Annotated in this window: 20 protein-coding genes; 14 read left to right on the top strand and 6 right to left on the bottom strand. The window is 71.3% G+C overall.

From position 1 onward, the window contains the following. Positions 1-119 precede the first annotated feature (119 nt). Both HNR40_RS28850 and HNR40_RS28845 read left to right on the top strand, forming a co-directional pair. Positions 120-1,268: an ROK family transcriptional regulator gene (locus HNR40_RS28850; RefSeq protein ID WP_184966759.1), complete on the top strand. Its 1,149-nt coding sequence runs from the start codon at positions 120-122 to the stop codon at positions 1,266-1,268. A 12-nt stretch (positions 1,269-1,280) separates the two neighbouring features. After that, on the top strand, positions 1,281-1,928 hold the full coding sequence (locus HNR40_RS28845) for a M15 family metallopeptidase (RefSeq protein ID WP_246509579.1): 648 nt from the start codon (positions 1,281-1,283) through the stop codon (positions 1,926-1,928). Here the strand turns inward: HNR40_RS28845 and HNR40_RS28840 are convergent. Continuing rightward, complete coding sequence (locus HNR40_RS28840) at positions 1,915-2,334, bottom strand: MarR family winged helix-turn-helix transcriptional regulator (RefSeq protein WP_184966755.1); 420 nt, start codon at positions 2,332-2,334, stop codon at positions 1,915-1,917. The two genes, HNR40_RS28845 and HNR40_RS28840, sit on opposite strands and share 14 nt — an antisense overlap. 37 nt (positions 2,335-2,371) lie before the next feature. Here HNR40_RS28840 and HNR40_RS28835 point away from each other — a divergent pair, with 37 nt between their 5' ends. The 4 genes from HNR40_RS28835 (at position 2,372) to HNR40_RS28820 (ending at position 6,642) form a co-directional block, all read left to right on the top strand. Next, positions 2,372-3,508 (top strand): cytochrome P450, encoded by a 1,137-nt coding sequence (locus HNR40_RS28835; RefSeq protein ID WP_184966753.1) that lies wholly within the window; start codon positions 2,372-2,374, stop codon positions 3,506-3,508. Positions 3,509-3,578: 70 nt separating this feature from the next. After that, complete coding sequence (locus HNR40_RS28830) at positions 3,579-4,169, top strand: TetR/AcrR family transcriptional regulator (protein ID WP_184966751.1); 591 nt, start codon at positions 3,579-3,581, stop codon at positions 4,167-4,169. Next, positions 4,166-4,921: an ABC transporter ATP-binding protein gene (locus tag HNR40_RS28825; protein WP_184966748.1), complete on the top strand. Its 756-nt coding sequence runs from the start codon at positions 4,166-4,168 to the stop codon at positions 4,919-4,921. The genes HNR40_RS28830 and HNR40_RS28825 overlap by 4 nt, the downstream gene beginning before the upstream one ends. After that, a complete protein-coding gene (locus HNR40_RS28820) occupies positions 4,906-6,642 on the top strand; it encodes a hypothetical protein (protein WP_184966746.1) in 1,737 nt (578 codons plus the stop codon). Before HNR40_RS28825 ends, HNR40_RS28820 begins: the two co-directional genes overlap by 16 nt. 575 nt (positions 6,643-7,217) lie before the next feature. On the opposite strand, the gene HNR40_RS28815 is transcribed toward HNR40_RS28820, so the two are convergent. Together HNR40_RS28815 and HNR40_RS28810 are read right to left on the bottom strand one after the other, a co-directional pair. Then, the gene (locus tag HNR40_RS28815) at positions 7,218-8,309 is read right to left on the bottom strand and encodes a carboxylate-amine ligase (protein ID WP_184966744.1); all 1,092 of its coding nucleotides are present in this window, start codon (positions 8,307-8,309) and stop codon (positions 7,218-7,220) included. 431 nt (positions 8,310-8,740) lie between these two features. Then, a complete protein-coding gene (locus HNR40_RS28810; RefSeq protein ID WP_312896547.1) occupies positions 8,741-13,267 on the bottom strand; it encodes an ATP-dependent helicase in 4,527 nt (1,508 codons plus the stop codon). An 88-nt stretch (positions 13,268-13,355) separates the two neighbouring features. Here HNR40_RS28810 and HNR40_RS28805 point away from each other — a divergent pair, with 88 nt between their 5' ends. Together HNR40_RS28805 and HNR40_RS28800 are read left to right on the top strand one after the other, a co-directional pair. After that, the gene (locus HNR40_RS28805) at positions 13,356-13,844 is read left to right on the top strand and encodes a VOC family protein (RefSeq protein WP_184966740.1); all 489 of its coding nucleotides are present in this window, start codon (positions 13,356-13,358) and stop codon (positions 13,842-13,844) included. 249 nt (positions 13,845-14,093) lie between these two features. Next, the gene (locus HNR40_RS28800) at positions 14,094-14,288 is read left to right on the top strand and encodes a DUF3046 domain-containing protein (protein ID WP_184966738.1); all 195 of its coding nucleotides are present in this window, start codon (positions 14,094-14,096) and stop codon (positions 14,286-14,288) included. Here the strand turns inward: HNR40_RS28800 and HNR40_RS28795 are convergent. Then, a complete protein-coding gene (locus HNR40_RS28795) occupies positions 14,271-14,543 on the bottom strand; it encodes a hypothetical protein (RefSeq protein ID WP_184966736.1) in 273 nt (90 codons plus the stop codon). The two genes, HNR40_RS28800 and HNR40_RS28795, sit on opposite strands and share 18 nt — an antisense overlap. Positions 14,544-14,694: 151 nt before the next feature. Here HNR40_RS28795 and HNR40_RS28790 point away from each other — a divergent pair, with 151 nt between their 5' ends. The 4 genes from HNR40_RS28790 (at position 14,695) to rny (ending at position 20,408) form a co-directional block, all read left to right on the top strand. Beyond that, positions 14,695-16,062 (top strand): PhoX family protein, encoded by a 1,368-nt coding sequence (locus HNR40_RS28790; protein ID WP_184966734.1) that lies wholly within the window; start codon positions 14,695-14,697, stop codon positions 16,060-16,062. A 142-nt stretch (positions 16,063-16,204) separates the two neighbouring features. Next, entirely contained in the window at positions 16,205-17,320 is a 1,116-nt protein-coding gene (gene recA, locus HNR40_RS28785; protein ID WP_184966732.1) for a recombinase RecA, read from the top strand. Positions 17,321-17,331: 11 nt separating this feature from the next. After that, the gene (gene recX, locus HNR40_RS28780; RefSeq protein WP_376773518.1) at positions 17,332-18,381 is read left to right on the top strand and encodes a recombination regulator RecX; all 1,050 of its coding nucleotides are present in this window, start codon (positions 17,332-17,334) and stop codon (positions 18,379-18,381) included. Positions 18,382-18,791: 410 nt separating this feature from the next. Then, on the top strand, positions 18,792-20,408 hold the full coding sequence (gene rny, locus HNR40_RS28775) for a ribonuclease Y (protein WP_184966730.1): 1,617 nt from the start codon (positions 18,792-18,794) through the stop codon (positions 20,406-20,408). A 449-nt stretch (positions 20,409-20,857) separates the two neighbouring features. Here the strand turns inward: rny and HNR40_RS56575 are convergent, their stop codons facing one another. Further along, positions 20,858-21,445: a TetR/AcrR family transcriptional regulator gene (locus HNR40_RS56575; RefSeq protein WP_184966728.1), complete on the bottom strand. Its 588-nt coding sequence runs from the start codon at positions 21,443-21,445 to the stop codon at positions 20,858-20,860. 88 nt (positions 21,446-21,533) lie between these two features. Between HNR40_RS56575 and HNR40_RS28765 the strand changes: the two genes are divergently transcribed. Together HNR40_RS28765 and HNR40_RS28760 are read left to right on the top strand one after the other, a co-directional pair. Next, a complete protein-coding gene (locus HNR40_RS28765; RefSeq protein WP_184966726.1) occupies positions 21,534-22,562 on the top strand; it encodes a saccharopine dehydrogenase NADP-binding domain-containing protein in 1,029 nt (342 codons plus the stop codon). A gap of 460 nt (positions 22,563-23,022) precedes the next feature. Then, positions 23,023-23,853, top strand: a complete 831-nt coding sequence (locus tag HNR40_RS28760) for an NAD(P)H-binding protein (protein WP_281395542.1) — start codon at positions 23,023-23,025, stop codon at positions 23,851-23,853. Here the strand turns inward: HNR40_RS28760 and HNR40_RS28755 are convergent. Further along, on the bottom strand, positions 23,837-25,669 hold the full coding sequence (locus HNR40_RS28755; protein WP_184966722.1) for a S9 family peptidase: 1,833 nt from the start codon (positions 25,667-25,669) through the stop codon (positions 23,837-23,839). The genes HNR40_RS28760 and HNR40_RS28755 overlap by 17 nt on opposite strands. Between the last annotated feature and the right edge of the window lie 31 nt (positions 25,670-25,700).

Here is a 25,700-nt window from a genome sequence, read left to right as displayed (position 1 = left end):
GGCCTACGGTCGGCACCAGGCTGGCTGATCGTCAGTCCGAACGATTGCTGCTAAACTAACAAGAAACTTTATTAAAAGAAACAGACCGTTAGCCGATCGTGACGAGAGGAGGCGCATTCATGAGCCGAAGCCCGGGAACCCCGCGGCTGCTGCGCCGGCTGAACGACAGATCGGCACTCGAACTGCTCCTTTACCAAGGACCGTTGACCCGCGCCGAGCTGGGGGAACAGACGGGGCTCTCCAAGGTAACCGCAGGTCAGCTTCTCGCCCGACTGGAAGATCGCGGACTCGTGGAGGTGGTCGGCGAACGCGCCGGAGGAAGAGGTCCGCACGCCGCCTTGTACGCCGTGGTTCCGTCGAGCGCCTACGTCGCCGGATTGGAAGTCCTGCCCGACAGCCTGACCGTCGGTGTGGCCGACATCACAGGTAAAATCGTGGTCGAGGTCACGGTCAATCCGCGGGGCACCAAGGATCCGGTCAAAGCGGTGCACTCTGCCGTACAACGGGCGTGTGCTTCCGCCAACATCAGCCAGTCGCAGCTGCGCTCGTTCGTCATCGGCACCCGCGGCGTCGTCGATCCCCGCTCGGGCGACGTGCGCTTCTCCCACGACCTGCCCGACTGGCACGTCGGCGTGCTGGCCAGCCTGCGCCACACCCTCGGCGCCTCGGTGACGATAGAGAACGACGTCAACCTCGTCGCGCTGGCCGAGCACCGCTACGGCGCCGCCGCCGGGCACGACGACTTCGCGGTCATCTGGGCCGGCATCGGCCAGGGCCTCGGCGTCATGCTCGGGGGCCGGCTGCACCGCGGCCTCACCGGCGGCGCGGGCGAGATCGGCTGGCTGCCCGTCCCCGGCGAACCGCTGCCCACCGACGTACGCCACCCGCAGTCCGGCTCGTTCCAGCGGCTCGTCGGCCACGAGGCGCTGGAGGGCCTGGCCAAGCACCACAACGTGAGCGGCCTGTCCGTCGCCGACCAGGTCCGCAACGGCGGCGACCGCTACCTGGACGAGGTGGCCGCCCGGCTGGCCGTCGGCTGCGCCGCCATCGCCGTCGTGCTCGACCCGGGGCTGATCGTGCTCAGCGGCGACATCGGCCGCGCGGGCGGGGCTCGCCTCGCGGCCAAGGTGGAGCAGGCCGTGGCCCGCGTCTGCCCGTCGCCGTCCCGGGTCGTGACCACCGGCGTGGCCGGCAATCCGGTGCTGCGCGGCGCGCTCGTCGCCGCGCTGGAGCAGGCCCGTGAACAGGTCTTCTCCGACACTGTGTGAGAATTTATGCCCATGGCGGCTGACATCGTGCTGATTTCGGACCCTCGGGTGGCGGCGATTCCGGTTCGGGAGAGCGGAGAGCCACTCGCCGACGTACGCGGGCGGCTGCGCGTGGACGACCGGCTGGCCGACGCGATCGGCGCGTACGCGCACCTGCGCTCCGGGCTGCTGGCCAGGCTGGAGAAGGCCGAGAACCTCCTGCCGTCCGGCTACCACCTGCTGATCGTCGAGGGCTATCGCCCGATCCCCACCCAGCGGCACTACTTCGACGAGTACCGCGACCAGCTCCAGGCCTCCTTCCCGGAGATGACGCCCGCGGAGGCGCACGTCGCGGCCAGCCGCTACGTCTCGCCGGTCGAGGTCGCGCCGCACACCGCCGGGGCCGCCGTGGACCTGACGCTGTGCTCGCCGGAAGGCGTCGAGTACGACATGGGCACCGCCGTCAACGACAACCCCGAGCAGAGCGACGGCGCCTGCTACACCGCCGCCGCCAACATCGGCCCCGAGGCCCGCGAGCACCGCGCCATCCTGGGCAAGGCGCTCGCGGAGGCCGGGCTCATCAACTACCCGACCGAGTGGTGGCACTGGTCCTACGGCGACCGCTACTGGGCCTTCACCACCGGCGCCTCCTTCGCCCTCTACGGGCCTACGCCTTTCTGAGGTTTCCCAGCAGCACGTCCAGGTCGGCGGCGTAGGCGGCCAGCCGCTCCGGCCGCATCCCCTCGAACAGCGCGGCCGCCGCCGCCGCGCGTCCTTCCTCCATGGCGCGCACGGCCGCCGTGCCCCGCCCGGTCAGCGTGACGAGCGTGGCCCGCCGGTCGTCGGGGTGCGGCTCACGGGTCACGAACCCGGTGGCCGCGAGCCCGTCCACCAGGCCGGTGATGTTGCGCGCGCTCACCGCCAGCGTGCCCGCCAGCTCCCGCTGCTGCAGCGGTCCGCGCCGGCCGAGCTCGCGCAGCACCTGCGCGCGGGACGGCGTCAGGCCGTCGGCCGCGAGCCTGCGCTCCATCTCCTCGCCGAGCAGCACGGCCAGCTCCAGCGTCCGCTCGAATGCTTCGATGGTCATATAGTGATGCACCTTCACTATGTGTTAGATTCACGATATGCGAAACCTACCATTCGAGCGTCCTGCCCCGTTCGGCCCGACGCCGGTCCACGACGAGCTGCGCCGTACCGGACCCATCGCGAGAGTCGTGACCGCGGACGGTCAGCCCGCGTGGGTGGTCGTCGGGGCGGCGCTGGCCCGCCAGGTGCTGTCCGACGCGCGCTTCACGATGGCCCCGCCCGGCACGCCCGAAGGGCCCGCCTCGCTGCTCAGCGACGGCGCGCCGCACGCGCGCCTGCGCCGCCTGCTCTCCCGCGCCTTCACCCCCCGCAATCTGGAACGGCTGCGCCCCGCCGTCACCACGCTGGCCGGCGAGCTCGTGGCCGACCTGCGGAAGGCCGGACCCGGCTCCGACCTGGTCTCCATCGTGGGCCGCCCGCTGCCGCTGGGGGTGACCAGCCACATGCTCGGCATCAGCGTCACCGACCGCGAACGTTTCTACACCTGGGCCGACGCCGCCTCCGGCATCACCGGCGGCGGCGAGGGCTTCGAGCGGGCGTGGGGCGAGCTCACCGCCTACTTCCCGAGCCTGATCGCGGCCAAGCGCGCCGACCCGGGTCCCGACCTGCTGAGCGAGGTCATCGCCGTACGCGACGCCGAGGACGGCCGCCTCAGCGACGAGGAACTGCTCACCACCGCCATCTCGCTGGTCTTCGGCGGCTACCTCACCGTGGCCAACACGCTGTCGATCGGCATCGTCCACCTCGGCCAGGCCGGCGGGCTCGCCCGGATCGAGGACGTCCCCACGGCCGTGGAGGAGATGCTGCGCTACTCCGCCGGCCTCCACGGCGAGGCCTTCGCGCGCTACGCGCGGACGGACATCGACCTCGACGGAGTACGGCTGGCCGCCGGCGACCAGGTCCTCGTCCGCCTGGAGGCCGCCAACCAGGACCCCGATCTCATCCCCGACCCGGCCCGCTTCGACCCCGCCCGCACGCCGAACCCGCACCTGGCCTTCGGCCACGGACCCCACCACTGCATCGGCGCCGCGCTGGGCCGCATGGAGCTGGTCGCCGTCGTCGGCGCGCTGGCCGAGCAGCTGCCGGGCCTGCGGCCGGCCTGCGCCCCCGAGGACGTCCCGTGGACCGGCAACCCCCTCGACAACGGCCCCGCCAGCCTTCCCGTCACCTGGTGACCGGCTGGTGGGCCGGGAACCCTTTTGAACGGGGCTTGCGATTTTTGAATGGCCGTTTAAACTTCTGAACGTGCCATCAGAAAGCCGGACGTTCATTGAAGAGGCGCGCCGCGCGCAGATCATCGACTGCGCCATCGACGCACTGGCGACGCTCGGCTATCAGCAGGCATCGATGACCAAGATCGCCAAGCTGGCCAAGATCAGCCCGGGCGTCATCTCCTACCACTTCGGCGGCAAGGACGAGCTGATCAAGGCCGTCGTCACCCACGTGGTCGAGCTCGCCGTCGGCCTGATGGTTCCCCGCATCATGGCGCAGACCACCGCGGCCGCCGCGCTGACCGCCTACATCGAGTCCAACCTCGAGTTCATGCGCCTGCACCGCAACCCGCTGATCGCCCTGGTGGAGGTCATCCTCCACGACCGCGACGGCCCTTACTCGGGCCAGCAGGAGACCGCCCTCACCGACCTGGAGAAGGTCCTCGACTGGGGCCAGCAGACCGGCGAGTTCCGCGACTTCGACCAGCGCTCCATGGCGATCGCCATCCGCGGCGCCATCGACGCCGTCCCCACCTACCTGATCAGCAACCCGGACTACGACCTCGGAGCCCTCACCACCGAGCTGACCACCATCTTCTCCCTCGCCACCAGGAGGCCGGCATGACGCCCGCACTGGACATCAACGCTCTGACCAAGCGATTCGGCGACAAGCTCGCGGTCGACGACATCGCGCTGGCCGTGCCCCAAGGCTCGTTCTACGGCCTCGTCGGCCAGAACGGCGCCGGCAAGACCACCGCCCTGTCCATGGCCGTCGGCCTGCTGCGTCCCGACAGCGGCAGTGCCCGGATCTTCGGCCAGGACGTCTGGGCCGACCCCGAGCAGGCCAAGGCGCTGGTCGGCGTGCTGCCCGACGGCCTGGCCATGCCCGAACGGCTCACCGGGCGCGAGGTGCTCACCTACCTCGGGCTGCTGCGCGGCCTGGCCAAGGACGTCGTCACCGCGCGGGCCGAGGAACTGCTGGCCGTACTCGAACTGGATCAGGCGGAGAAGACGCTGGTCATCGAGTACTCCACCGGCATGCGCAAGAAGATCGGCCTGGCCACCGCGCTGCTCCACGCGCCGCGCCTGCTCGTGCTGGACGAACCGTTCGAGGCCGTGGACCCCGTCTCCGCCGCGACGATCAAGACGATCCTGCGCGGCTTCGTCGCGGGCGGCGGTTCGATCGTGCTGTCCAGCCACGTGATGGCGCTGGTCGAGCAGCTCTGCGACCACGTCGCGGTGATCGACAAGGGCCGCGTGGCCGCCGCGGGCCCGCTCGACGAGGTTCGCGGCGCGCGGTCGCTGGAGGACACGTTCGTCGAGCTCGTCGGTGACCAGAGCAACGGGATCAAGGAGCTGTCGTGGCTGTCGCGCTGACCATGGCCCAGATGAAGATCGCGGTCCTGCGCCACTCCCTGCGCGGCGAGCGCGCCCAGATGGCCGGGACCGGCGCCGCCCTCGGCGCGTGCCTCGCCGCCGGCACCGTCTACCTGGGCTTCCAGGGCGCAGACCTGCTCGCCGCCGGCTACGCCGTGTGGATGCTCGGCTGGATGCTCGGCCCCGTCTTCATGGGCGGCGGCGACGAGACGCTCCGCCCCGAATACTTCTCCCTGCTCGGCCTGCCCCCGCGCCGCCTGGCCGCCGGCCTGCTGGTGGCCGCCTTCGTCGGCCTCTCGCCGCTCGTCAGCCTGGTCGCACTGCTCGGTCTCGTGATCTTGGGAGTACGGCTCGGCGTGGCCAACACCCTGATCGCGTTACCCGCGGCGGTGCTGCAGCTGGCCGTGTTCGTGCTGCTGTCCAAGGTGTCGGTGGGCCTCGTCGGCCTGGCCCTGCGCTCGCGGGCCGGGGCCATCGGCTCCGGCCTGCTCAACGGCGCCATCCTGGCCGGGCTCGGTCAGATCTGGGTGTTCTTCTGGGCCTTCGGGCAGATCGGGGTGCCCTCGGCCGTCTGGTACCTGCCGTCCGGCTGGGGCGTCCTCGCCGTCCAAGGCCAATGGTGGGCGCTGGGCGCGCTGGCCGTCCTCGTCTTCCTGCTGCTGGGCGCATGGGCCGCGCTGCTCAACCGCCGGGCCGGCGCCGTACGCCCCGCCACCCGCGGCCGCCGCCCCATGACCGCCTCCACCCCCGGCGGCGCGATCGTCGCCAAGGAACTACGCACCTGGTCCCGCGACCTGGCCCGCAACCACCAGCTCACCTTCGCGCTCTCCTACGGCATCTGCTTCGCCGCCAGCCCCCTGATCCTCGGCTGGAACGGCATGCTGCCCTTCGCCGGCCCGATCTTCGTCGTCATGGCCGCGGCCATGGCCGCCAACCTCTACGGCACCGACGGCACCGCCCTCTGGCTCACCCTCATGACCCCCGGCACCGGCGACGTACGCGGCCGCCAGCTCGCCTGGCTCTCCACCCAGGCTCCCATCGCCATCCTGCTGACCGTGGCCTTCACCAGCATCACCGGCGGCCCCTGGCCCCTGATCCTCGCCCTCCTCGCGGCACTGCTGGGCGGCGCCGCGGGTTTGGTCCCCCTGATCTCCCTCTACGCCCTGGTCCCCGGCACCGACCCCCACCGCCGCGCCGGCAACCCGCTCCGCACCACCGAAGACGACGGCGGATTGACCGGCCTCGCCTACGTGATGCTCGCCCTGGTGGCCCTGACCGGCGCCCCCGCGGCCCTGATAGCCCTCCGATACGGCTGGATAGGCGTACCCGCCGGCATCCTCACCGGCGCCCTGTACTACTGGGGCTTCGGCAGGCTGGCGGAACGCCGCCTGCGCACCCACGGCCCCGAACTCCTCAACACCATGCGCACCGGCCGCAAGGCCGAAACCACGGTGACCTCCCGCTACGACTCCCTGTCCAAGAAGCAGAAGACCATCGCCTGGTGGTGCCTCGGCTTCGGCGCCATCCCGTTGTTCCCGCAGGGCATCGTGGCCGCCGTCTTCGTCGCCAACGACATGCTCCGCCACACCTGGTTCCTGGCCACCTACATGCCCCCCGGCCTCCGCTACCCGGTAGCCGCCGCCATGATCGCCCTAGGCCTAACCATGTACACCGTAGGCGCCTGGATCCTAAAGAGCCCCAAACCCCCCAAAACCCCCTAGCCACCCCATACCGCTCCCACCCCCCACCCACGGCTTTCCTGCCTGCGGCTCCCGCCCACCTCCCACGACCACCGCCCACAGCCCACCGCCCACCTCCCATGGCCCTCCTCCCACGACCACCGCCCACCGCCCACCGCCCACCTCCCATGGCCCACCTCTCGGGGTTCACCTCCCGCGGCCCACACCCGCGGCCCACACTGCCGTGGGCCGCGGCCCGCGGCCTACGGCCACTGCCCGCGGCCTACGGCCACTGCCCGCGGCCTACGGCCACCGCCCACCCGCCCCATCCCACGCCGCACACCGCCACCACGGCCTGCGACCCGCTAGCCAACGGCACCCCCCGTCCCGGACCCCGGGCTCCGCGCACCCCGGTCGTACGCCTCAGCACACTGTCCGAAGCCCACTGTCCGACCGCCCGTGGACTGTCGAGCCTGGGTAGGTCAGTCCCACAGGAGGTCGAACCTGGGTGGGGTGGGCCGGGGGAGGTTGGGCCCGGGTGGGGTGGCCCACGGTGGGCCGGTGATGCCGGGGCGGTGGGGGTGGGGGTGGGGGTGGGGGTGGGGGTGGGGGTGGAGCTAGGCGACGGTGGCGACGATGAGGTCGTCGACCACGTCGGCGAGGTCGTGGTCGCGCTGGTGGACGCTGCGCTGGCGGACCGCTCCGGAGCCGCGGCGCATCAGCCGGTCCAGGCCCTCCTCGACGAACGGGAGGTCGCCCGCGTCGCCGACCGCCGGCCGTACATGATGGAGGAGGCGGCGCGCCATCTCCGGGGCCGGAACCAGCTCGCCCGCCCGCAGATCGAGACAGGCGCCTTCAAGCCCGTCGCGCGCCGCACGCCAGTACGCGGCGCGCATCACCTCAGCGCCGATCGGCAGCCCGCGATCGCCCCGCGCCACCTCGCCCAGCGCCGTGACCACCAGCCCCCGGATCAGCCCGACGATCGTGAGGCTGTCGTTGACGTCGAGTGGCACGTCGGCGACGCGTACCTCGATGGTGGGCAGGATGGAGGAGGGACGGGCGTCCCAGTAGAGGGTCTTGATGTCCATGAGCGCGCCCGACTCCCACAGCGTGCCGACCGCCCGCTCATAGTGCTCAAAGCTGGCAAAGTACGGCGGAGCCCCCGAAACCGGCCACCGGCTCCAGCTGATCACCCGCCAGGAGGCGTAGCCCGTGTCCCGGCCGACGAAGAACGGGGAGTTGGCCGCGAGCGCGATGAGCGTGGGCAGCCAGGGCCGTAGATGGTTGCCGACGTAGACGGCAAGCTCCTCGTCCGGCACGTCCACATGTACGTGGAGAGCGCAGATGCATAGTTCGTCCTGGAGAGCCCGATAGCGCACCTGCCCGTTCTCGTACCGTGGATCGTTGGTGAGCGGAAGCGGCCCCGGCTGGCCCAGTACCGGCATCGCGCTGGCGACCAGCGCCAGCCCGCATTCCTGTGCCGCCTTCGCCACCTCCGTGCGGGCGGCGCGCAGTCTCGCCCCCAACTCGGAGAGGTCGCTCGACGGCGCGGTACGGGCTTCGATCTGGAACTGGCTGATCTCCTGGGTGATGTCCTCACCCATCACGTTCGTCGCTGCGGCCAGAACATCCGCCGCCCGGGGTGCCACATGTCGTGTGTGGGGATCGACGATTAGGTACTCCTCCTCGATCCCGATGAGGGGAGTCACGAGTGGTTTATACCCATTTCAACCCTTACGGCAACGTCACCATCCTGAGCCCGCCCCCACCACCCCCTGACCAGCCCCAACACCACACCGACCCGCCCACACCCCATGCCCACACCTCACGGCCCTGCTCCACGGTGGCACCCCAAGGCCGCGCCGCACGCCCGCACCCCCACTGCCGCACCTCACGCCCGCGCGCCAAGAGCCGGGTCAAGCGCACGCACATGACCCGGTCTTGCGCACACACGCCCAACCAAGCACGGTGCCTTCCCGGCCCCGGCACACAGACGCAGGCGACAACCGGCGTCGGCCGCAGCGAGGCCGAGACCGCCTGCCCCTCCAAAAGCGCAGGCGACGGCAGCCTCGCAGGGCCCAGGCGACAACCGTCTCGCCGGTCACACGCGCAGGCGGAGGCTGGGAACCCGCGGTCCCGGTCAGGCGCGCAGCCGCAACCCCCGGGGAGTCGGGTGGAATCCGGCGGACTCCAGGGCGGCCGCCAGTGGCGAGTCGTTGATGTGGCCGCCGTCGGCCCGCTCCACCGTCAGCTTGCCCAACGCCCCATCCCGCACCGCAAGAGCCAGCGCGTCCACGGCAGGCTGCAGCCGGGTGTCGTCGGCGAAGGAGAGCAGCGTCGTGCCGCCCCGCTCCACGTAAAGCGCCAGGTGCCCGTCCACCAGCACCACCAGCGCGCCCGCCTTCCGGCCTGGTTTGTGGCCGCCGGGATGCGCGGGCCAGGGGAGGGCCGCGCCGTAGGGATTGGCGGGGTCGGCGGCGGCCAGGACCACCGCGCGCCGGGCCCGCTCGGCTTCTGACCCGCGGCGCGCATCGACGTGCGGGCCGGACAGGGGTTCGGGGCGGGGCTCGGGTTCGGCGGACATCGCGCGCATCCGGTCGACCGCGCCGGGCAACGCGAACTGGGCGCCGCCCAGCCCCTCCACGAAGTAGCCGCGGCGGCAGCGCCCGCTCTCCTCGTACGCCCGCAGCACCTGGTAAATAGGCGTGAACCCACCGGGCAGGCGCTCCGAGGTGACGGCGCCCCTGGTGACGACCCCGTGGCGTTCGAGCATGACCTCGGCCTGTGCCTGAGCCCGCTGGGCCGGCTGGTCGGAGGGGGCGGGCAGCAGCCACCAGCGCCCGGCGACCGTGGGCGGCCCGCTCCGGCTGGGCAGTACGGCCCGCCGCCGCCGGTTCGTCGCCGGCCGGTGCGCGGGACGCCCGGTGCCCAGGGCGGCGCGCATCGGGGCCAGCGTGTCGCCGGAGACCCGCCCCGCCCACACCAGGTCCCACAGCGCGGTGGCCAGCGCCCCGTCATCCAGCGACCCCAGCTGATCGGACAACCCGCGGAAGAACAACGCGCCACCCCCGCCGAGCGCCCCGAGGATCTGCTCGTGCAGCGGCGTCAGGGTGATCTCGGCGGGTTCCGGCATGAGGAGGGGAGCCGTGTCGGTGAAGTAGAGGGAGATCCAGCCGTCGCCGCCGGGCAGCGAACCCTGGCCTGACCAGATCACCTCGCCGGCCGCCGTCAGCTCGTCGAGCAGCGCGGGCGAGTAACCGGGGACGCGGGCCGGAAGCATGAGCGTCTCCAGAGCCGAGGCCGGGACCGCCGCCCCCTGCAACTGGTCGAGCGCGCCGACCAGGGCATCCATCGCCCGCGCCGCGCCACCGCCGTCACGCCCAGGACCGGGGCCGGGGGAGGTGATGCCATGCCAGGCGGGCAGGAAACGACCCAAAGTCTCGGGTGAGACCGGTTCGACCTCCTTGCGCAGCCGGGCCAGCGACCTGCGCCGCAACATCCGCAGGACGCCCGAGTCGCACCACTCCTCCCCCCGGCCGCCGGGACGGAACTCGCCGCTGACCACCCGCCCGGTCGTCGCCAGCCGCCGCAGCGCGTCGGTGACCACGGCGACGCCTAGGCCGAAGCGGGCGGCAGCCGTACCGGCGTGGAAGGGGCCGCGGGTGCGGGCGTGTCTGGCCACGAGGTCGGCCAGGGGGTCGGCGACCGGTTCGAGGAAGACGTGCGGGACGCCGACGGGCAGCGGCGCGCCGAGCGCGTCGCGCACCCGGGCGGCGTCCTCGATCGCGACCCACTGCTCCTCGCCGGCGATCCGCACCGGGAGGGCGCGGCGGGCGCTCTCGAGCGCGGTCAGCCAGGCGGGGTCGCCGCCGCGCACGCTGACGTCGGCGGCGAGCAGCGGACCGTGGGAACGCAGCAGGTCGGCGAGGTCTTCCTGGTCACGCAGCGGCCGGTCGAGCCGGGCCAGCTCCCGCTCGGTGTCGGCGATCACGTCGGGGTCGAGTAGTTCGCGCAGGTCGGCCTGGCCGAGCAGTTCGGCCAGCAGGGAGGTGTCGAGGGCCAGCGCCTGGGCGCGGCGCTCGGCCAGCGGGGCGTCGCCTTCGTACATGAACGCGCCGATGTAGTGGAAGAGCAGCGAGGCCGCGAACGGCGAGGCCTGCGAGGTCTCCACCTCCACCACCCGCACCTTCCTGGCGGCGATGTCGCGCATGAGCGCCACCAGGCCGGGCACGTCGAAGACGTCCTGCAGGCACTCGCGCATGGTCTCCAGCACGATCGGGAACGAGGCGTATTGGCTGGCCACGCCCAGCAGATGCGCGGCGCGCTGGCGCTGCTGCCACAGCGGGCTGCGCCGGCCGGGCACCCGCCTGGGCAGCAGCAGCGCCCGGCCCGCGCACTCGCGGAACCGCGCGGCGAACAGCGCGGAACCGCCCAGCTCCTCGGTGACGAGCTGCTCGATCTCCTCGGCGTCGAAGGCGGCCACGTCGGTGGGCGGCTCCGCCAGCGTGTCGGGGATGCGCAGCACGATGCCGTCGTCGGAGTGGACCGCCTGCACGTCGACGCCGTAGCGCTCGCGCAGCCTCCGGTTGATCGCCAGCGCCCACGGGGCGTGCACGCGCGCGCCGTAGGGGGAGTGGATCACCACGCGCCAGTCGCCCAGCTCGTCGTGGAAACGCTCGACCAGCAGCGTGCGGTCGTCCGGGACGTAGCCGGTGGCCTCGCGCTGCTCGGCCAGGTAGGACAGCAGGTTCGCCGAGGCGAACGCGTCGAGCCCGGCCGCCCGCATCCGCTCCTCCTCGGGCTTGCGCAGGAACTCGCCGATCGCCCTGCCCAGCTCGGCGGGACGGCCGGCGGTGTCGCCGTGCCAGAACGGCAGCTTGCCCGGCTGGCCGGGCGCGGGGGAGACCAGCACGCGGTCGGCGGTGATGTCCTCGATGCGCCAGGAGGTCGCGCCCAGCACGAACACGTCGCCGACGCGCGACTCGTAGACCATCTCCTCATCCAGCTCGCCCACCCGCGAGGCCTTCTCGCCGACGAGGAAGACGCCGAACAGGCCGCGGTCGGGGATCGTGCCGCCGTTGGTGACGGCCAGCCGCTGCGCGCCGGGCCGCCCCTGCAGGGTGCCGGTCACGCGGTCCCACACGACGCGCGGGCGCAGCTCGGCGAACTCCTCGCTCGGGTAGCGGCCGGCGAGCATGTCGAGCGTCGCCTCCAGCGCCGTGCGAGGGAGGGTGGAGTACGGCGCCGCCTGCCGTACCAGAGCTTCGAGCTCGTCGACCGTCCACTCGTCGAGCGCGGTCATCGCCACGATCTGCTGGGCCAGGACGTCGAGCGGGTTGCGCGGATAGCGCAACTCCTCGATCTGGCCCGCCTTCATGCGCTCGGCCACGACGGCGGTCTGCACCAGATCGCCGCGGTACTTCGGGAAGATGACGCCCCGGGAGACCGCGCCCACCTGGTGGCCCGCGCGGCCGATGCGCTGCAGCCCGCTGGCCACGCTCGGCGGCGCCTCCACGCAGGCGACCAGGTCGACGGCGCCCATGTCGATGCCCAGCTCCAGGCTGGAGGTGGCGACCACGGCGGGCAGCCGGCCCGACTTCAGCGCCTCCTCGATCTGGGCGCGCTCCTCCTTGGAGACCGAGCCGTGGTGGGCGCGGACGATCTCGGGGATCGCGCCCTTGCTCGCCCCGGCCTGCGCCATCATCTGCGCGGGCATGTCGAAACCGGTCAGATCAAGCGTCTCGGGGCCCTGCGCGCGCTCGTAGGCCAGCTCGTTGAGCCGGGTGCACAGGCGCTCGGCCAGCCGCCGCGAGTTGGCGAAGACGATCGTGGAGCTGTGGGCCTCGATCAGGTCGAACAGCTTGTCTTCAACATGCGGCCAGATCGAGCGGTTGACCGGCTCGGCGAAGTCGTCCTGCGGCTCGCCGGGGCGCGCCTCCATCTCCGTCATGTCCTCGACGGGGACGACGACCTCGACCTCGATCCGCTTGTCGGACGGCGGCTGGACCACCGCGGCCGGGCGCGCGCCGCCCAGGAAGGCGGCCACCTCGCTCACCGGCCGCACGGTCGCCGACAGCCCGATGCGCTGGGCGGGCCGCTCCAGCAGGGCGTCGAGGCGTTCGAGGCTGAGCGCCAGGTGCGCGCCGCGCTTGGTCGCCGCCACCGCGTGCACTTCGTCGACGATCACCGTCTCGACGCCGCGCAGCGCCTCCCGCGCCTGGCTGGTCAGCAGCAGGAACAGCGACTCCGGCGTGGTGATGAGAATGTCGGAGGGTTTGCTGGCGAACCTGCGCCGCTCGTCGGCCGGCGTGTCGCCCGACCTGATCGACACGGAGATCTCCGGCACCGGCAGGCCCAGCCGCCGCGCCGTCTGCTTCATGCCGGCCAGCGGCGCGCGCAGGTTGCGCTCGACGTCGACGGCCAGCGCCTTGAGCGGCGAGACGTAGAGCACCTTGGTGCCCTTGGCCTCCTGCGGGCGCGTGGCCAGGCGGTCGAGCGACCACAGGAAGGCGGCGAGCGTCTTGCCCGACCCGGTCGGCGCCACGACGAGCGTGTTGTCGCCACGGGCGATGGACGCCCACGCCCCCTCCTGGGCGGCGGTGGGCGCGACGAAGGCGCCGGTGAACCATTGGCTGGTCAGCGGGCTGAAATGGGCTAGCGAGCTCACGTGCACATCCTGCCTCGCCGCACCGACAGAAAACGCATTGCCGCCGTTCGGGGTGGTTGAGTGACGTCCAAACGGAGATACACCGACTGTGACCACCGACCACGCGGCCATCGACGCGCAACGGGACCGGCTGAGAGAGAAGTACCTCTTACCGCACCGGCCGTCCAGCAGCGCCCGCGGCCTGCACCACTTCGCGCTCGTCTCCTCGGACGTGGAGCGGACGATCCGCTTCTACCAGGAGCTTCTGGAGTTCCCGCTCACGGAGATCTTCGAGAACCGCGACTACCGCGGCTCCAACCACTTCTTCTTCGACATCGGCAACGGGAACCTGCTGGCCTTCTTCGACTTCCCCGGCCTCGACCTCGGACCGTACCAGGAAGTGCTCGGCGGTCTGCACCACATCGCGATCTCCGTCGACCCCGCGACGTGGGAACGGCTGCGCGGGAAGCTGGAGATGGCCGGCGTGCCGCACCAGATCGAGAGCGGCGCCTCCATTTACTTCAAAGACCCGGACGGCGCCAGGCTGGAGCTGCTCGCCGACCATCTCGGTGAGATGTACGGCTCGCGGGTGATGTGACGGTCAGCGCCGCGACGCCCGCCGGGTGCGCGGCCTGCCCGCACGGGGTTCGCGCCGGATTCCCGCGTGCCGTTCGGATCGATCTGCTTTCTCCTGTTGTACGGCGGAGCGAAGTAAGACGAGCAGATGGCGGCGCTTAGCGCGAAGAGCCCGCTTCCTGGGGGATGTGGGGGGTCTGGGGGATGAAGACTTGGAGGCCTTTGGCATGCGGGTGTCTTACCCATGCCTCAGCTCGTCGATACTTGGTGCATGCGCCTGACCGAATTCTGGAGAAGGATGCGCGTGCACTTCGGTGACGTGTACGCCGACTCGTGGGCCCACGACTACGTGCTGGCCCCGCTCGGCGGTCGCACGGTCGTGCAGGCGCTCGCCGACGGCGAGAGCGTCAAGTCCGTCTGGCGGGCCGTCTGCCAGGTCGAGAGCGTCTCACCCAAGCTCCACTGACAGTGTGTCCCTGAGCGACCTGGCCGTCTGATCCAGATCGTCGGCGCTGCCCTGCCCGCCGGGCGACCACAGGAACATCCAGCCCCGGTGCGCGGGCGTGGCGAAGATGATCGTCTGCTTGCCGCTGCGCGGATGCCAGGCCCACAGGACCGGATCGTCGCCGCCGACCATGCGACCCACCAGCCCGTGCGCGGGCAGCAGCTCGGCCAGTGCCTCCAGATGGGTGCGCCGTTCCCCGGTGTACGTGCTCGCCACGTCGCCGCCCTTCGACCGTTCTCCTCAGGATCTCCCCAGCTCACGGGGCATGGCAACAGGGCTGGCACAATGCCCGGGAATGTCCTATCGGTTCAGGCACGTGACACCCCCGCGTCGCCGGACGGACACTGGCGGCGAGGAGGGTGCAACCATGACAAGCATCGACAGGCGCCGCTTCTTACGCACCGCGGCGATCGGCGCGGCCGCCGGCGGACCGCTCGCCGCGCTCTCGGCGCGCACGGCCGACGCCACGACGATGGTGAAACACCCGTTCAGCGTCGACTACGGCCCACTCCGTCCCGTACGCGACCGCACGACCGGTCTCGAACTGCTCAAACTGCCGGAAGGCTTCTCCTACGTCTCCCACGGCTGGACCGGCGACCGCATGACCGACGGCCGCCCCACCCCCGCCCTGCACGACGGAATGGCCGCCTTCCGCCCGCGATGGGGTTTCCGGTACGGCGGCGCGCACACCACCATCCTGGTCCGCAACCACGAGGTCGGCGACCTGACCGGCGCCTACTTCTCGCCCAACTACGACCCCCAGGCCGGCGGCGGCACCACCAACCTCGCCTTCGACACCCGCAGGGGCGCCTTCCTGGCGTCGTGGGCCTCGCTGTCGGGAACCGTGCGCAACTGCGCCGGCGGACCCACGCCGTGGGGGACCTGGCTGTCGTGCGAGGAGACCACGCTGGTCAACGGGGAGGTGCGGCACGGGTACATCTTCGAGGTGCCGCATGACGGGGTTTCGGACGCGGTGCCGTACAAGGCGATGGGGCGTTTCTCGCACGAGGCCGTCGCGGTGGACCCCGCGACCGGGTACGTGTACGAGACGGAGGACGCCACCCCCAGCGGGCTCTACCGCTTCCGCCCGCGCGTGCGCGGCAAACTGGCCAGGGGCGGCAGGCTGGAGATGCTGACCATCGGCGACGGCCCCTACACGACCTATGCCGACGGGACGGGGACGGTTTATCCGGAGATCGGGTGGGTGACCATCGACGAGCCGGACCCGGGGCCCGGCGAGACCTCCGTGGTGGATCAGGGGATCGCCAAGGGCGGCGCCTCCTTCCGCAGGCTCGAAGGCGCCTGGTACCACCATCGCAAGATCTACATCGTCAGCACCAGCGGCGGGCCCGCGGGCCAGGGGCAGGTGTTCGAGTACGACCTTCGGCGCGACAAGATGCGCGTGCTGTTCGCCTCGCCGAACGCCTCGGTGCTGAACAACCCGGACAACATCTGCGTGAGCCCGCGCGGCGGGATCGTGCTGTGCGAGGACGGGAGCGGCGCCGAGTATCTGCACGGGCTCACCACGGACGGCGAGATCTTCCCGTTCGCGGAGAACGCTGTGGTGATCCCGGAGGGCGGCGTGCCAGGCAAGAGCGTCCCGGCCGGGGACTACCGGGGCTCCGAGTGGTGCGGATCGGTCTTCGACCCCAGCGGGAAGTGGCTTTTCGCCAACATCCAGACGCCGGGCATCACCTTCGCCATCACGGGTCCTTGGCGACGTGGTTCGTTGTAGCGTGTTCCGGAGTTGATCGAACAGTCGTTCGGCTACTATGAAACACGCCGGACCGCGACTTCGTGGCGACGGCGGGAAATTGTCGGTGGCAGCCCGTAGCTTTCACTCGACCGACCGACCACGACCCTTCAGGGGAGTTCCCATGGCTATCAACGACCGCGAGAAGGCCCTTGAGACTGCCCTCGCGCAAATCGAGCGGCAGTTCGGCAAGGGCTCCGTCATGCGCCTCGGTGACGACGCCCGCGCGCCGATCGAGGTGATCCCGACGGGGTCGATCGCGCTCGACGTGGCCCTCGGCATCGGCGGGCTCCCCCGAGGCAGGATCGTCGAGGTCTACGGCCCGGAGTCCTCGGGCAAGACGACGGTCGCCCTGCACGCCGTGGCCAACGCCCAGCGCGCGGGCGGCATCGCCGCCTTCATCGACGCCGAGCACGCCCTCGACCCCGAATACGCCAAGAAGCTCGGCGTCGACACCGACGCCCTCCTGGTCTCCCAGCCCGACACCGGCGAGCAGGCGCTCGAGATCGCCGACATGCTGATCAGGTCGGGCGCCGTCGACATCATCGTCATCGACTCGGTCGCCGCCCTGGTGCCCAAGGCGGAGATCGAGGGCGAGATGGGCGACAGCCACGTGGGTCTGCAGGCCCGCCTGATGTCCCAGGCGCTGCGCAAGGTCGCCGGCGCCCTCAGCAACACCGGCACCACCGCCATCTTCATCAACCAGCTGCGCGAGAAGATCGGCGTCATGTTCGGCTCGCCCGAGACCACGACCGGTGGCAAGGCACTGAAGTTCTACGCCTCGGTCCGCCTCGACATCCGCCGCATCGAGACCCTGAAGGACGGCACGGAGGCGGTCGGCAACCGTACCCGGGTGAAGGTCGTGAAGAACAAGATGGCCCCGCCGTTCCGCGTGGCCGACTTCGACATCCTTTACGGCGTGGGCGTCTCGCGCGAGGGCGGCCTGATCGACATGGGTGTGGAAAACGGCTTCGTCCGCAAGTCCGGCGCCTGGTACACCTACGAGGGCGAGCAGCTTGGCCAGGGCAAGGAAAACGCGCGTAACTTCCTGAAGAGTCACCCCGACATGGCCAACGAGCTCGAGAAGAAGATCAAGGACAAGCTGGGGGTCGGTCCGCGCCTGGACGCCCCGGCCGAGGCCGCCGCTCCGCCGGCCGCCGCCGCTGCTCCGGCCACGGCGCCCGCAGCGCCCACGGGCCGCGCCAAGGCCGCGGCCGCGCCGAAGCCCGGTGACGTCTGATCGGTCGGCACGTGAGCGACGACGACCCGGCACGGGCGCCTCACCCCAACGACTGGGGCGCCTGGCCGGACGGTCCTGCGCGGGGCCGGGGCAAGGGCTCGGCCCGTCGCGGCAAGCCCGCGGACGGCTGGCCGGCCTCGCTGGACGAGGTACGCGCCACCCGGCAGCCGCCGACCCCGCCTGCCGGGCCGGAGCCCGGTGTCTTCGACGAACCCCCCGGTGGCCCGGCACCCTGGACCAGTTGGGGAGCTCCTGACGTACCGGCCGAACCACCCAGGTCCGAGCCGCCGCCCAGGCCCAAGGCGCCCACGCCAGAGGGGCCGCCCAGGCCTGAGCCGTCCATGCCCGAGGCGGGCACGGCGGGGCATGACCGGGGGTTCTTCGCCGAGCCCGCGGGGGAGTCCGAACGAGGTGGGAAGCGGGGATCGCGGCGTGGCGGGCGGTCCGGGCGGGGGGCCAAGGGCTCCAAGGGCTCCGGACGTGGCGGCCGACGACGGTCGGAGGACGGTTCGGGCGGCGGGTGGCTGCCGGACGGGCCGGACGAGGGCAGTGGTGCCGCCGGGCCACCGGCCAATCCCGAGGCGGTGGCGCGGGCCGTCTGCCTGCGGATGCTCACACTGGCGCCCAAGACCCGGGCACAGCTGGCCGAGGCCCTGCGCAAGCGGGAGATACCGGAAGAGGCGGCCGATGCCGTGCTCGACCGGTTCACCGAGCTCGGGCTGATCAACGACGAGGCGTTCGCGGAGGCTTGGGTCGACTCCCGGCACCACGGTCGCGGCCTGGCCCGGCGGGCTCTGGCCGCGGAGCTTCGCCATCGTGGCGTCGACAACGACACGGTCAAGGACGCGGTCGAACGCCTTGACCCCGACCAGGAGGCGGAGACCGCTCGCCGGCTGGTCGATCGCAAGCTGTCCTCCACCCGGGGGCTCGACCCTCAGGTCCGTACCCGGCGGCTCGCGGGGATGCTGGCGCGCAAGGGGTACTCGGGCGGGCTGGCGTTCCGGGTGATCCGGGAGGCGCTGGAGCAGGAGGGCGTGGAGATAGAGGATGACTTCTCCTAGCCGGGGGCCAGAAGGCCGCCTGCTGGGGCGTCCCCGGGGTGGCGATGGGCGCGTGGTTGGGACATTGGGGGTCTTTGGGGTGTTGAGCGCGATAACTGTCTGAATTGGTATGCAGTGGTCGGTAAGACACGCTTGATGGTGCGTTTGCTTGCTCGTGACTTGTTCGACGCATAACCTCGACGGCAGTGAGGAGTTACTCCGCGCAGCGCGGATTGCCATACCGGTGAACGTACGAGCGAGCTCGATTGACCGAGACAGGCGAGGTGTTGGCCACGTGGGCCGACGCCCGGTCGGTCTTGGCTTGATATCGGTCCATACGCCGATCGGGCTGTCCGTGCCGCGCACGTGACCCCTCCCGTTTTTCAGTCCGCGTTTTGAAATTCTTGTGACGCGAGGAGGGCGGGGAGCACATGGATCCGCTGGTCGTGGTGTTGCTGGTGGCTGTGCTCCTGTTGGTGTTCGTGACGATGGCGACGCTGGTGATAGTGCTGCGGCGAACGTCCGGGCACGTTTCAGGCACGGCGAAGCCGTCCCCCGAGCAGGAGGCCGCCGTCCACGAGGAACTGGAGCAGGCGCGCCTGGAGGCCGGGGAGATCCGGGCCAAGGCGGAGACCGACGCCGAGGACATTCTGCGCAGATCTGAGCAGGCGGCGGCGAGCGCGACGCAGCTGCGGCGCGAGGTCGAGGAAGAGAGCCGGATCCTGAAGACCGAGCTCAAGGAACTGCGCACCGACCTCGAACGCCGGGAAGGCCGGCTGGCCGAGCGTGAGCAGCGGCTGGACGAGGAGGCGCGCCGCCAGAGCGAACGCGACCGCAAGCTGGCCGAGACCGAGACCGAGCTGGCCGGGCGGCGCGAAGAACTGCTGCAGGTCGAGGACGAGCGCCGGGCCATTCTGGAGCGGGTGTCCGGGTTCAGCGCGGATCAGGCCAAGTCCGAGCTGGTCAAGGAGATCGAGAACCAGGCCAAGCGCGAGGCGGCGCTGATCATCCGGGACATCGAGGGCACCGCCCGCAAGGAGGGCGAGAAGCGGGCTACCAAGATCGTGACGCTGGCCGTACAGCGGGTGGCGGCCGAGCAGACGGCCGAGTCGGTCGTCAGCGTGCTGCACCTGCCGGGCGACGAGATGAAGGGCCGCATCATCGGCCGCGAGGGGCGCAACATCCGCGCGTTCGAATCCACGACCGGCGTGAACCTCATCATCGACGACACCCCGGAAGCGGTGCTGCTCTCATGTTTTGACCCGGTACGCCGGGAAACGGCAAGGCTCACCCTCGAAAAGCTCGTGCTCGACGGGCGTATCCACCCGCAACGCATCGAAGAGGCGCACGACCGCAGCCGCCAGGAGGTCGCCGACCTGTGCGCCCGAGCCGGCGAGGACGCCCTGGTCGAGCTGGGCATCACGGACATGCACCCCGAGCTCACCCTGCTGCTCGGCCAGCTCCGCTACCGCACCTCGTACGGACAGAACGTCCTGAAGCACCTCATCGAGTCCGCGCACATCGCCGGCATCATGGCCGCCGAACTCAAGATGGACCAGACGCTCATGAAGCGCTGCGCCCTGCTGCACGACATCGGCAAGGCCCTGACGCACGAGGTGGAAGGCTCACACGCGCTGATCGGCGCGGAGATCGCCCGGCGTTATGGCGAGGACGAGGACGTGGTGCACGCCATCGAGGCCCACCACAACGAGGTTGAGGTCCGGACCGTCGAGGCCGTGCTGACCCAGGCCGCCGACGCCATCTCCGGCAGCCGCCCGGGAGCGCGCCGCGAGTCGCTGGAGGCCTACGTCAAGCGGCTGGAGCGGCTGGAGGAGATCGCCCAGTCGTACGACGGCGTGGACAAGGTGTTCGCCATGCAGGCCGGGCGGGAGATCCGCGTGATGGTGAAGCCGGACGCGATCGACGACATCCAGGCCCAGGTGATCGCCCGCGACGTGGCCAAGCAGGTCGAAGAAGAACTCACCTACCCGGGGCAGATCCGCATCACCGTCGTCCGCGAGTCCCGCGCCACCGAGTTCGCCCGCTGAGGGGTCTAGGCGCGGCTTGCCCGCCGTTTCTCGACCCACTCGTCCGTTCGTGCGATGACAAGCCCCCTTTCTGTTACGGCCAGCCACCGCCACCCCCACCCGCCGACGTGCGCCGGGGCAGGTCGGGGGGATCGCTTCTCACGTCGGACGTGGCACCCGCCGCAACGACCCTTCGTCAACCTCCCGCGCGGCCTCGATTGCCCAGACACCGCATGCCACCACCTGGAGGGTGAGGGTCCGAGAGCGGGGGGTGGGAGGCGGGCCTTGGGATGTGGCCCGGGTGGCGGGGACCGTGAGGCGTGGGACCGTCAGGCGTGGGACCGGGTGGTGGGGAGCGTGAGGCGTGGGACCGTCAGGCGTGGGACCGGGTGGTGGGGAGCGTGAGGCGTGGGACCGTCAGGCGTGGGACCGGGTGGTGGGGAGCGTGTGAGACCGGTGGGGTCGGGGTGTTAGGGGGTGTGGAGGGCTGTTAGGAGGTGGTCGGCTTGGATGGTTATGGGGGGTAGGGCGGCGGTGGGGTCGGGGGAGCGGGCCAGGAGCATGCCGGCCTCGCACAGGGCGCCGAACATCAGTTGTCCTCGGATTGCCAAGGTGTCCGCGGGGAGCGTCTCGTCGGTTGCGCGCATGGCGTTCAGCAGGACGCGGAGGGTGTGGGCGTGCTGGATCTGGCGTACCTCTTCCCAGCCCAGCACCGATGGCGCGTCAAGCAGGACGATGCGGCGGAAGCCCGGGTCCAGGCAGTGTTCCAGGAAGGTGCGGCAGCCGTCTCGCAGGGCCGTCCATGGGTCGGGGGATGCGGCGCCCACCTCTTCCAGGCGGGTGGCGATCTCTTCCTGTTCGCGGGTGAAGGCGGCTCGGAACAGGCCGGGTTTCCCGGCGAAGTGGTGGTAGGCGGCGCCTTTGGTGACTCCGGCCGTGGCGGCCACGGCGTCGATGGAGGTGGCGGCGTAGCCGTACTCGCCGAACAGCTTTCGCGCCGCGCTGATCAGCTGCGACGTGGTCGTGTCCGAGCGCTCCGCCTGCGTGCGGCGCGTCATCTTCGTGCTCCCCATTGACTTGCATACTCGCGGTACGTAACTTCGAAGGCAAGTTACCTACCGTCAGTATGAAACACGGAGGCGCGTCGTGAACATCGCCGTCTACGGAGCCACCGGCCACACCGGCCGCCTGGCCACCGCCGAGTTACGTGCCCGGGGCGCCGAGGTCATCCTGGCCGGGCGCGACGAGGGCAAGCTCAAAGCCATGGCCGACGAGCTCGGGGGCGCCCGGGTCCGCCAGGCCGCGCTGGACGACCCGGCGGCCCTGCGGAAGCTGGCCGCCGAGGCTGACGTACTGATCCATTGCGCGGGGCCGTTCACCCACACCGGACGGCCGGTCGCGCAGGCCGCCGCCGACGGCGGCTGCCACTACGTCGACCACGCGCTGGAGCAGCACCACACGGCCTGGATGTACGCGGAGATGGACGCCCGTGCCCAGAGCGCCGGCATCACCATGGTCACCGCGATGAGCTTCTACGGCGGGCTGGGCGACCTGCTCGCCGGTGCCGTGGCCGCCGGGATGAGCGAGGTCGACCGGGTCACCGTCGCCTACGCGGTGAGCGACTGGATGCTGACGACCGGCGCGAAGGGGACGGCCGAGCTGCTGTTCGCCGACACGCGGCGCATCACCTACACCGACGGCGCCTTCCACGTCGGCGACGTCGAACCGCGCAACGCCGTCTACCCCTTCCCGCCGCCGCTGGGGCCGCGGAGCATGATCGCCCCGCTGCCGTCGTCGGACGTCGTCACCATCCCCCGCCACGTGACCGCCCGCCGGGTGGAGGCGCAGCTGACGGCCGACACGTTCAGCGACGAACGCGCGTTCACCAACGAACACGTCGACGCCGCCACCCGGGCCGGATCCCACTTCACCGTGGCCGTCCAGGTGGTGACGGCCGACGGCAACCGGGCCGGTCAGGCCAGTGGGCGTGACCTGTGGAAGGAGAGCGCGGTGGCCTCGGTGGAGGCCGCCGTCCGTCTGGCCGACGGCCGCGGCCCTGACCGTCCGGGCGTCTACGGCCCCGCTCAGGCGTTCGCCGCCGCGCCGTTCCTGCGCGATCTGGAACGGCTCGGCCTTCTCACCCTGACCCTGCCCGAACCCCCCGCCCCTTCCTGACCACCCGATGGGCGGAGGGAGGTGCACTACACAGGAGAAACGCCGCACAGACCACGCCACGCGGGCAGACGCACAACACCCTCCCAAGGCCCGCTACGCGGGTCAGAAGCGGGGTGGAGGCGCTGCGCGCAGGTGCGCCGGACGGGGCACTGCGTGGGGCAGTGGTGCCACGCCGACCGAGGTCCGCTACGCGGGTGTGTCGAGCGGGTGGCAGCGCGTGGGCAGAGGGGTCGCCTACGCGCAGGCGCTGCGCGCAGGTGCCCCGCGTGGAGGACTGCGTGGGCAGCGGTGCCACGCCGACCGAGGTCCGCTGCGCGGGTCAGGCGAGCGGATGGCAGCGCGTAGGTAGAGGGGTCGCGCACGCACAGGGGCTGCGCGGTGTCTGCCGAGTGGGTGGAGGACAGCGCACGGGCGGTGGGGTGTGGGTGGATCGGTTGGGCTACCAGAGGAGGGTGTCGGGATGATTCTTGTTACCGGAGCCGCAGGTGGTTCCCAGGGTGGTACCGGGCGAATGGTCGCCGAATTACTACTTGAGCGTGGTCACCACGTGAGGGCGTTCGTGCGCCAGGACGACCACCGCGCCGAGGAGCTGAGGAAGCGGGGCGCCGAGGTGGTGGTCGGGGATCTGAGGGAGATCTCCCAGGTGGTCAAGGCGTTCGACGGGGTCTCGCGGGTCTACTTCACGTACCCGGTGACCGCGGGTCTCCTGGACGCCACCGCCTCGGTGGCCGCCGCGGCCAGGCGGGCGGGGGTGGAGCGGGTGGTGGAGGTGTCGCAGCTCGACGCCTCACCCGAGGCGTTCACCCCGCGCATGCGCCGCCACTGGCTGTCGGAGCAGGTCTTCGACTGGGCCGAGGTCGGCGCGGTGCACCTGCGGGCGGCGGTCTTCTTCGAAAATCTCGAGGTGGCGGCCGACGAAGGGGAGCTGGCCCTTCCGCTGGGAGCGCCGGACACGAAGATTCCGCTCATCGCCGCCGAAGACGTGGCCAGGGTGGCGGCCGGGTTCCTGGAGGAGGCGGGGCCGGTCGACCGGGTGGTGCCGCTGACGGGGCAGATGGCGACGGCCCAGGAAGCGGCGGCGGCGCTCGGGCTGGAGTATGTGGACGTCGCGCCGGAGGTCTGGGAGGAGCGGGCGATGGAGCGGTACGGGGACCCGTACACGGTGGAGCATCTGACCCATCTGTGGGGGATCTTCCGGCTCATCGGTGCGGGCGATCACCCGCTCTACCGCGTCACCGACGTGATCGAGCGGGTCGGTGGGCGGGCGCCGCTGGTCATCGGGTCTCGGTGAAGATCTGCTGGTAGAAGGCGAGCTCGGCGGCAAGGGCGGTGGTGCGGGTCTCGGCCCGGCGGAAGCCGTGGGATTCGCCGTCGAACGCCAGGTACGTGCACGCGATCCCCCGCTCCAACAGCGCGTCGGCGAACGCGCTCGACTGCTCCGGGGGCACGATCGGGTCCTCGAGCCCCTGGAGCAGCAACATCGGGCAGGACACCCCGGACACCAGGGCGAGCGGCTCGCGCTCGGCGTAGACGGACTCGTCGGCGCCGACCAGCCACTCCATGTAGCGCGACTCGAAGTCATGGGTGTGGGCGATGAGCGGGGCGAGCGCGCTGACGCCGTAATAGGAGACGCCGCCGGCGAAGACGTCCGAACGGCAGCAGGCGGCCATGACCGTCCAGCCGCCGGCGCTGCCGCCGCGCACCGCGATCTTGGCCGGGTCGGCGAGGCCCTCGGCGGCCAGCCATTCGGCGGCGGCGACCGTGTCCTCGACGTCGACGACGCCCCACTGGCCTTTGAGCCGGTCGCGGTAGGCCCTGCCGTACGCGCTGGAGCCGCCGTAGTTGACGTCGAGCACCCCGATGCCGCGCGAGGTGAAGAACGCCTTCTCCAGGTCCAGCTCCGACTGCGCGTGCCCGGTGGGGCCGCCGTGCACGAACACGACGTACGGCGTGCGGCCCTCCTGCGGCACCTCCGGGTTGGCGGGCGGGTAGAGGAAGCCGTGCACGTGCCGTCCGAACCTGCCCTGGAACTCCACCGGGCGCGCCTTGGGCAGGTAGGCGATGTCGGGCAGTTCGTCGATGCCGCGCCGCAGTGCCTCCACCCGGCCGGTGACCGTGTCGATCCTGACCACCGATCGGGGGACGGCGCCGCCGTACCCGAGACCGACGAGGGAGGTGCCGTCGGCGGCGAGCTTGGGCTCCCACCCGTCGTAGGGGACGTCGAGGTCGGTGAGCTCGCCGGAGTCGGGGTCGAGCAGCGCCAGGCGCAGGTCCCCGCGGCCGTGCACGACCGCGAGCCGTCCGTCGCCGAGCGGCAGGTACGGCCGGCCGCCCAGCACCCACAGCGGCCAGGCGAACTCCTCCTCGGCGGGGAAGAGCGCCTGTGAGGAGGTGCCGTACATGGTGATCTGGTAGAGATTCCACCAGCCCGACCAGTCGGAGACCAGATAGAGGGTCTGGTCGTCCTTCCACTGCGGGGACAGGACCGACTCGGACGAGCCGCCCTTGACCGTCCAGGAGGAGCCGTCCTCAAGGCGGAGCACGCGCAGTTCGGTGCCGTTCCAGGGCATGCGCGGGTGGTTCCAGCAGATGTAGGCCAGGTGGCGGCCGTCGGGGGAGAGGTCGGGGGCGGCGTAGAAGTCGGCGCCGGTGACCCATTCGCGCGGCTCGCCGCCCGCTAAGGGGACCGAGACGATGGCGCGCACGACCTTGCCGTCGCCGGTGTGGCGCTCGCGTACGCACCAGACCTGGTCGTCGCGGACGAGCAGGTCGGCGTAGCGGGCGCCGTCGTCGGGCGTGAGCGGCCGTGGCTCGCCGTCGAGGAGGTAGAGGCGCTGGTCGGCCTGGTGGGTGAAGACGATCCGGTCGTCGGCGGTGACGGCGTAGGGGCGGCCGCCGTATTCGTGGACGCGGGTGCGGGCGTTCCAGGGGGCGGGCAGCAGCTCACTCCGTGCGCCGTCGGCGGCCCTGTGCATGATCGTCGTGCGGCCGCCCTCGTCGGGACGGTCCTCTGTCCACCACACCTGGCCGGACTGGGCGCTGGGCCAGCCCAGCCGCAGGGCCGCTCGCGCGACGTCGGTGGTGGAGATGGGGGAAGGCCACGGCATAGCGGCATCCTGCCGGAAAACGTCCGCTCGT

This window comes from Nonomuraea endophytica (assembly GCF_014203235.1).
Taxonomy (GTDB): domain Bacteria; phylum Actinomycetota; class Actinomycetes; order Streptosporangiales; family Streptosporangiaceae; genus Nonomuraea; species Nonomuraea endophytica.
Note: the sequence above shows the minus strand (reverse complement) of the source record. Positions and strands in the feature narration are given on the sequence as shown.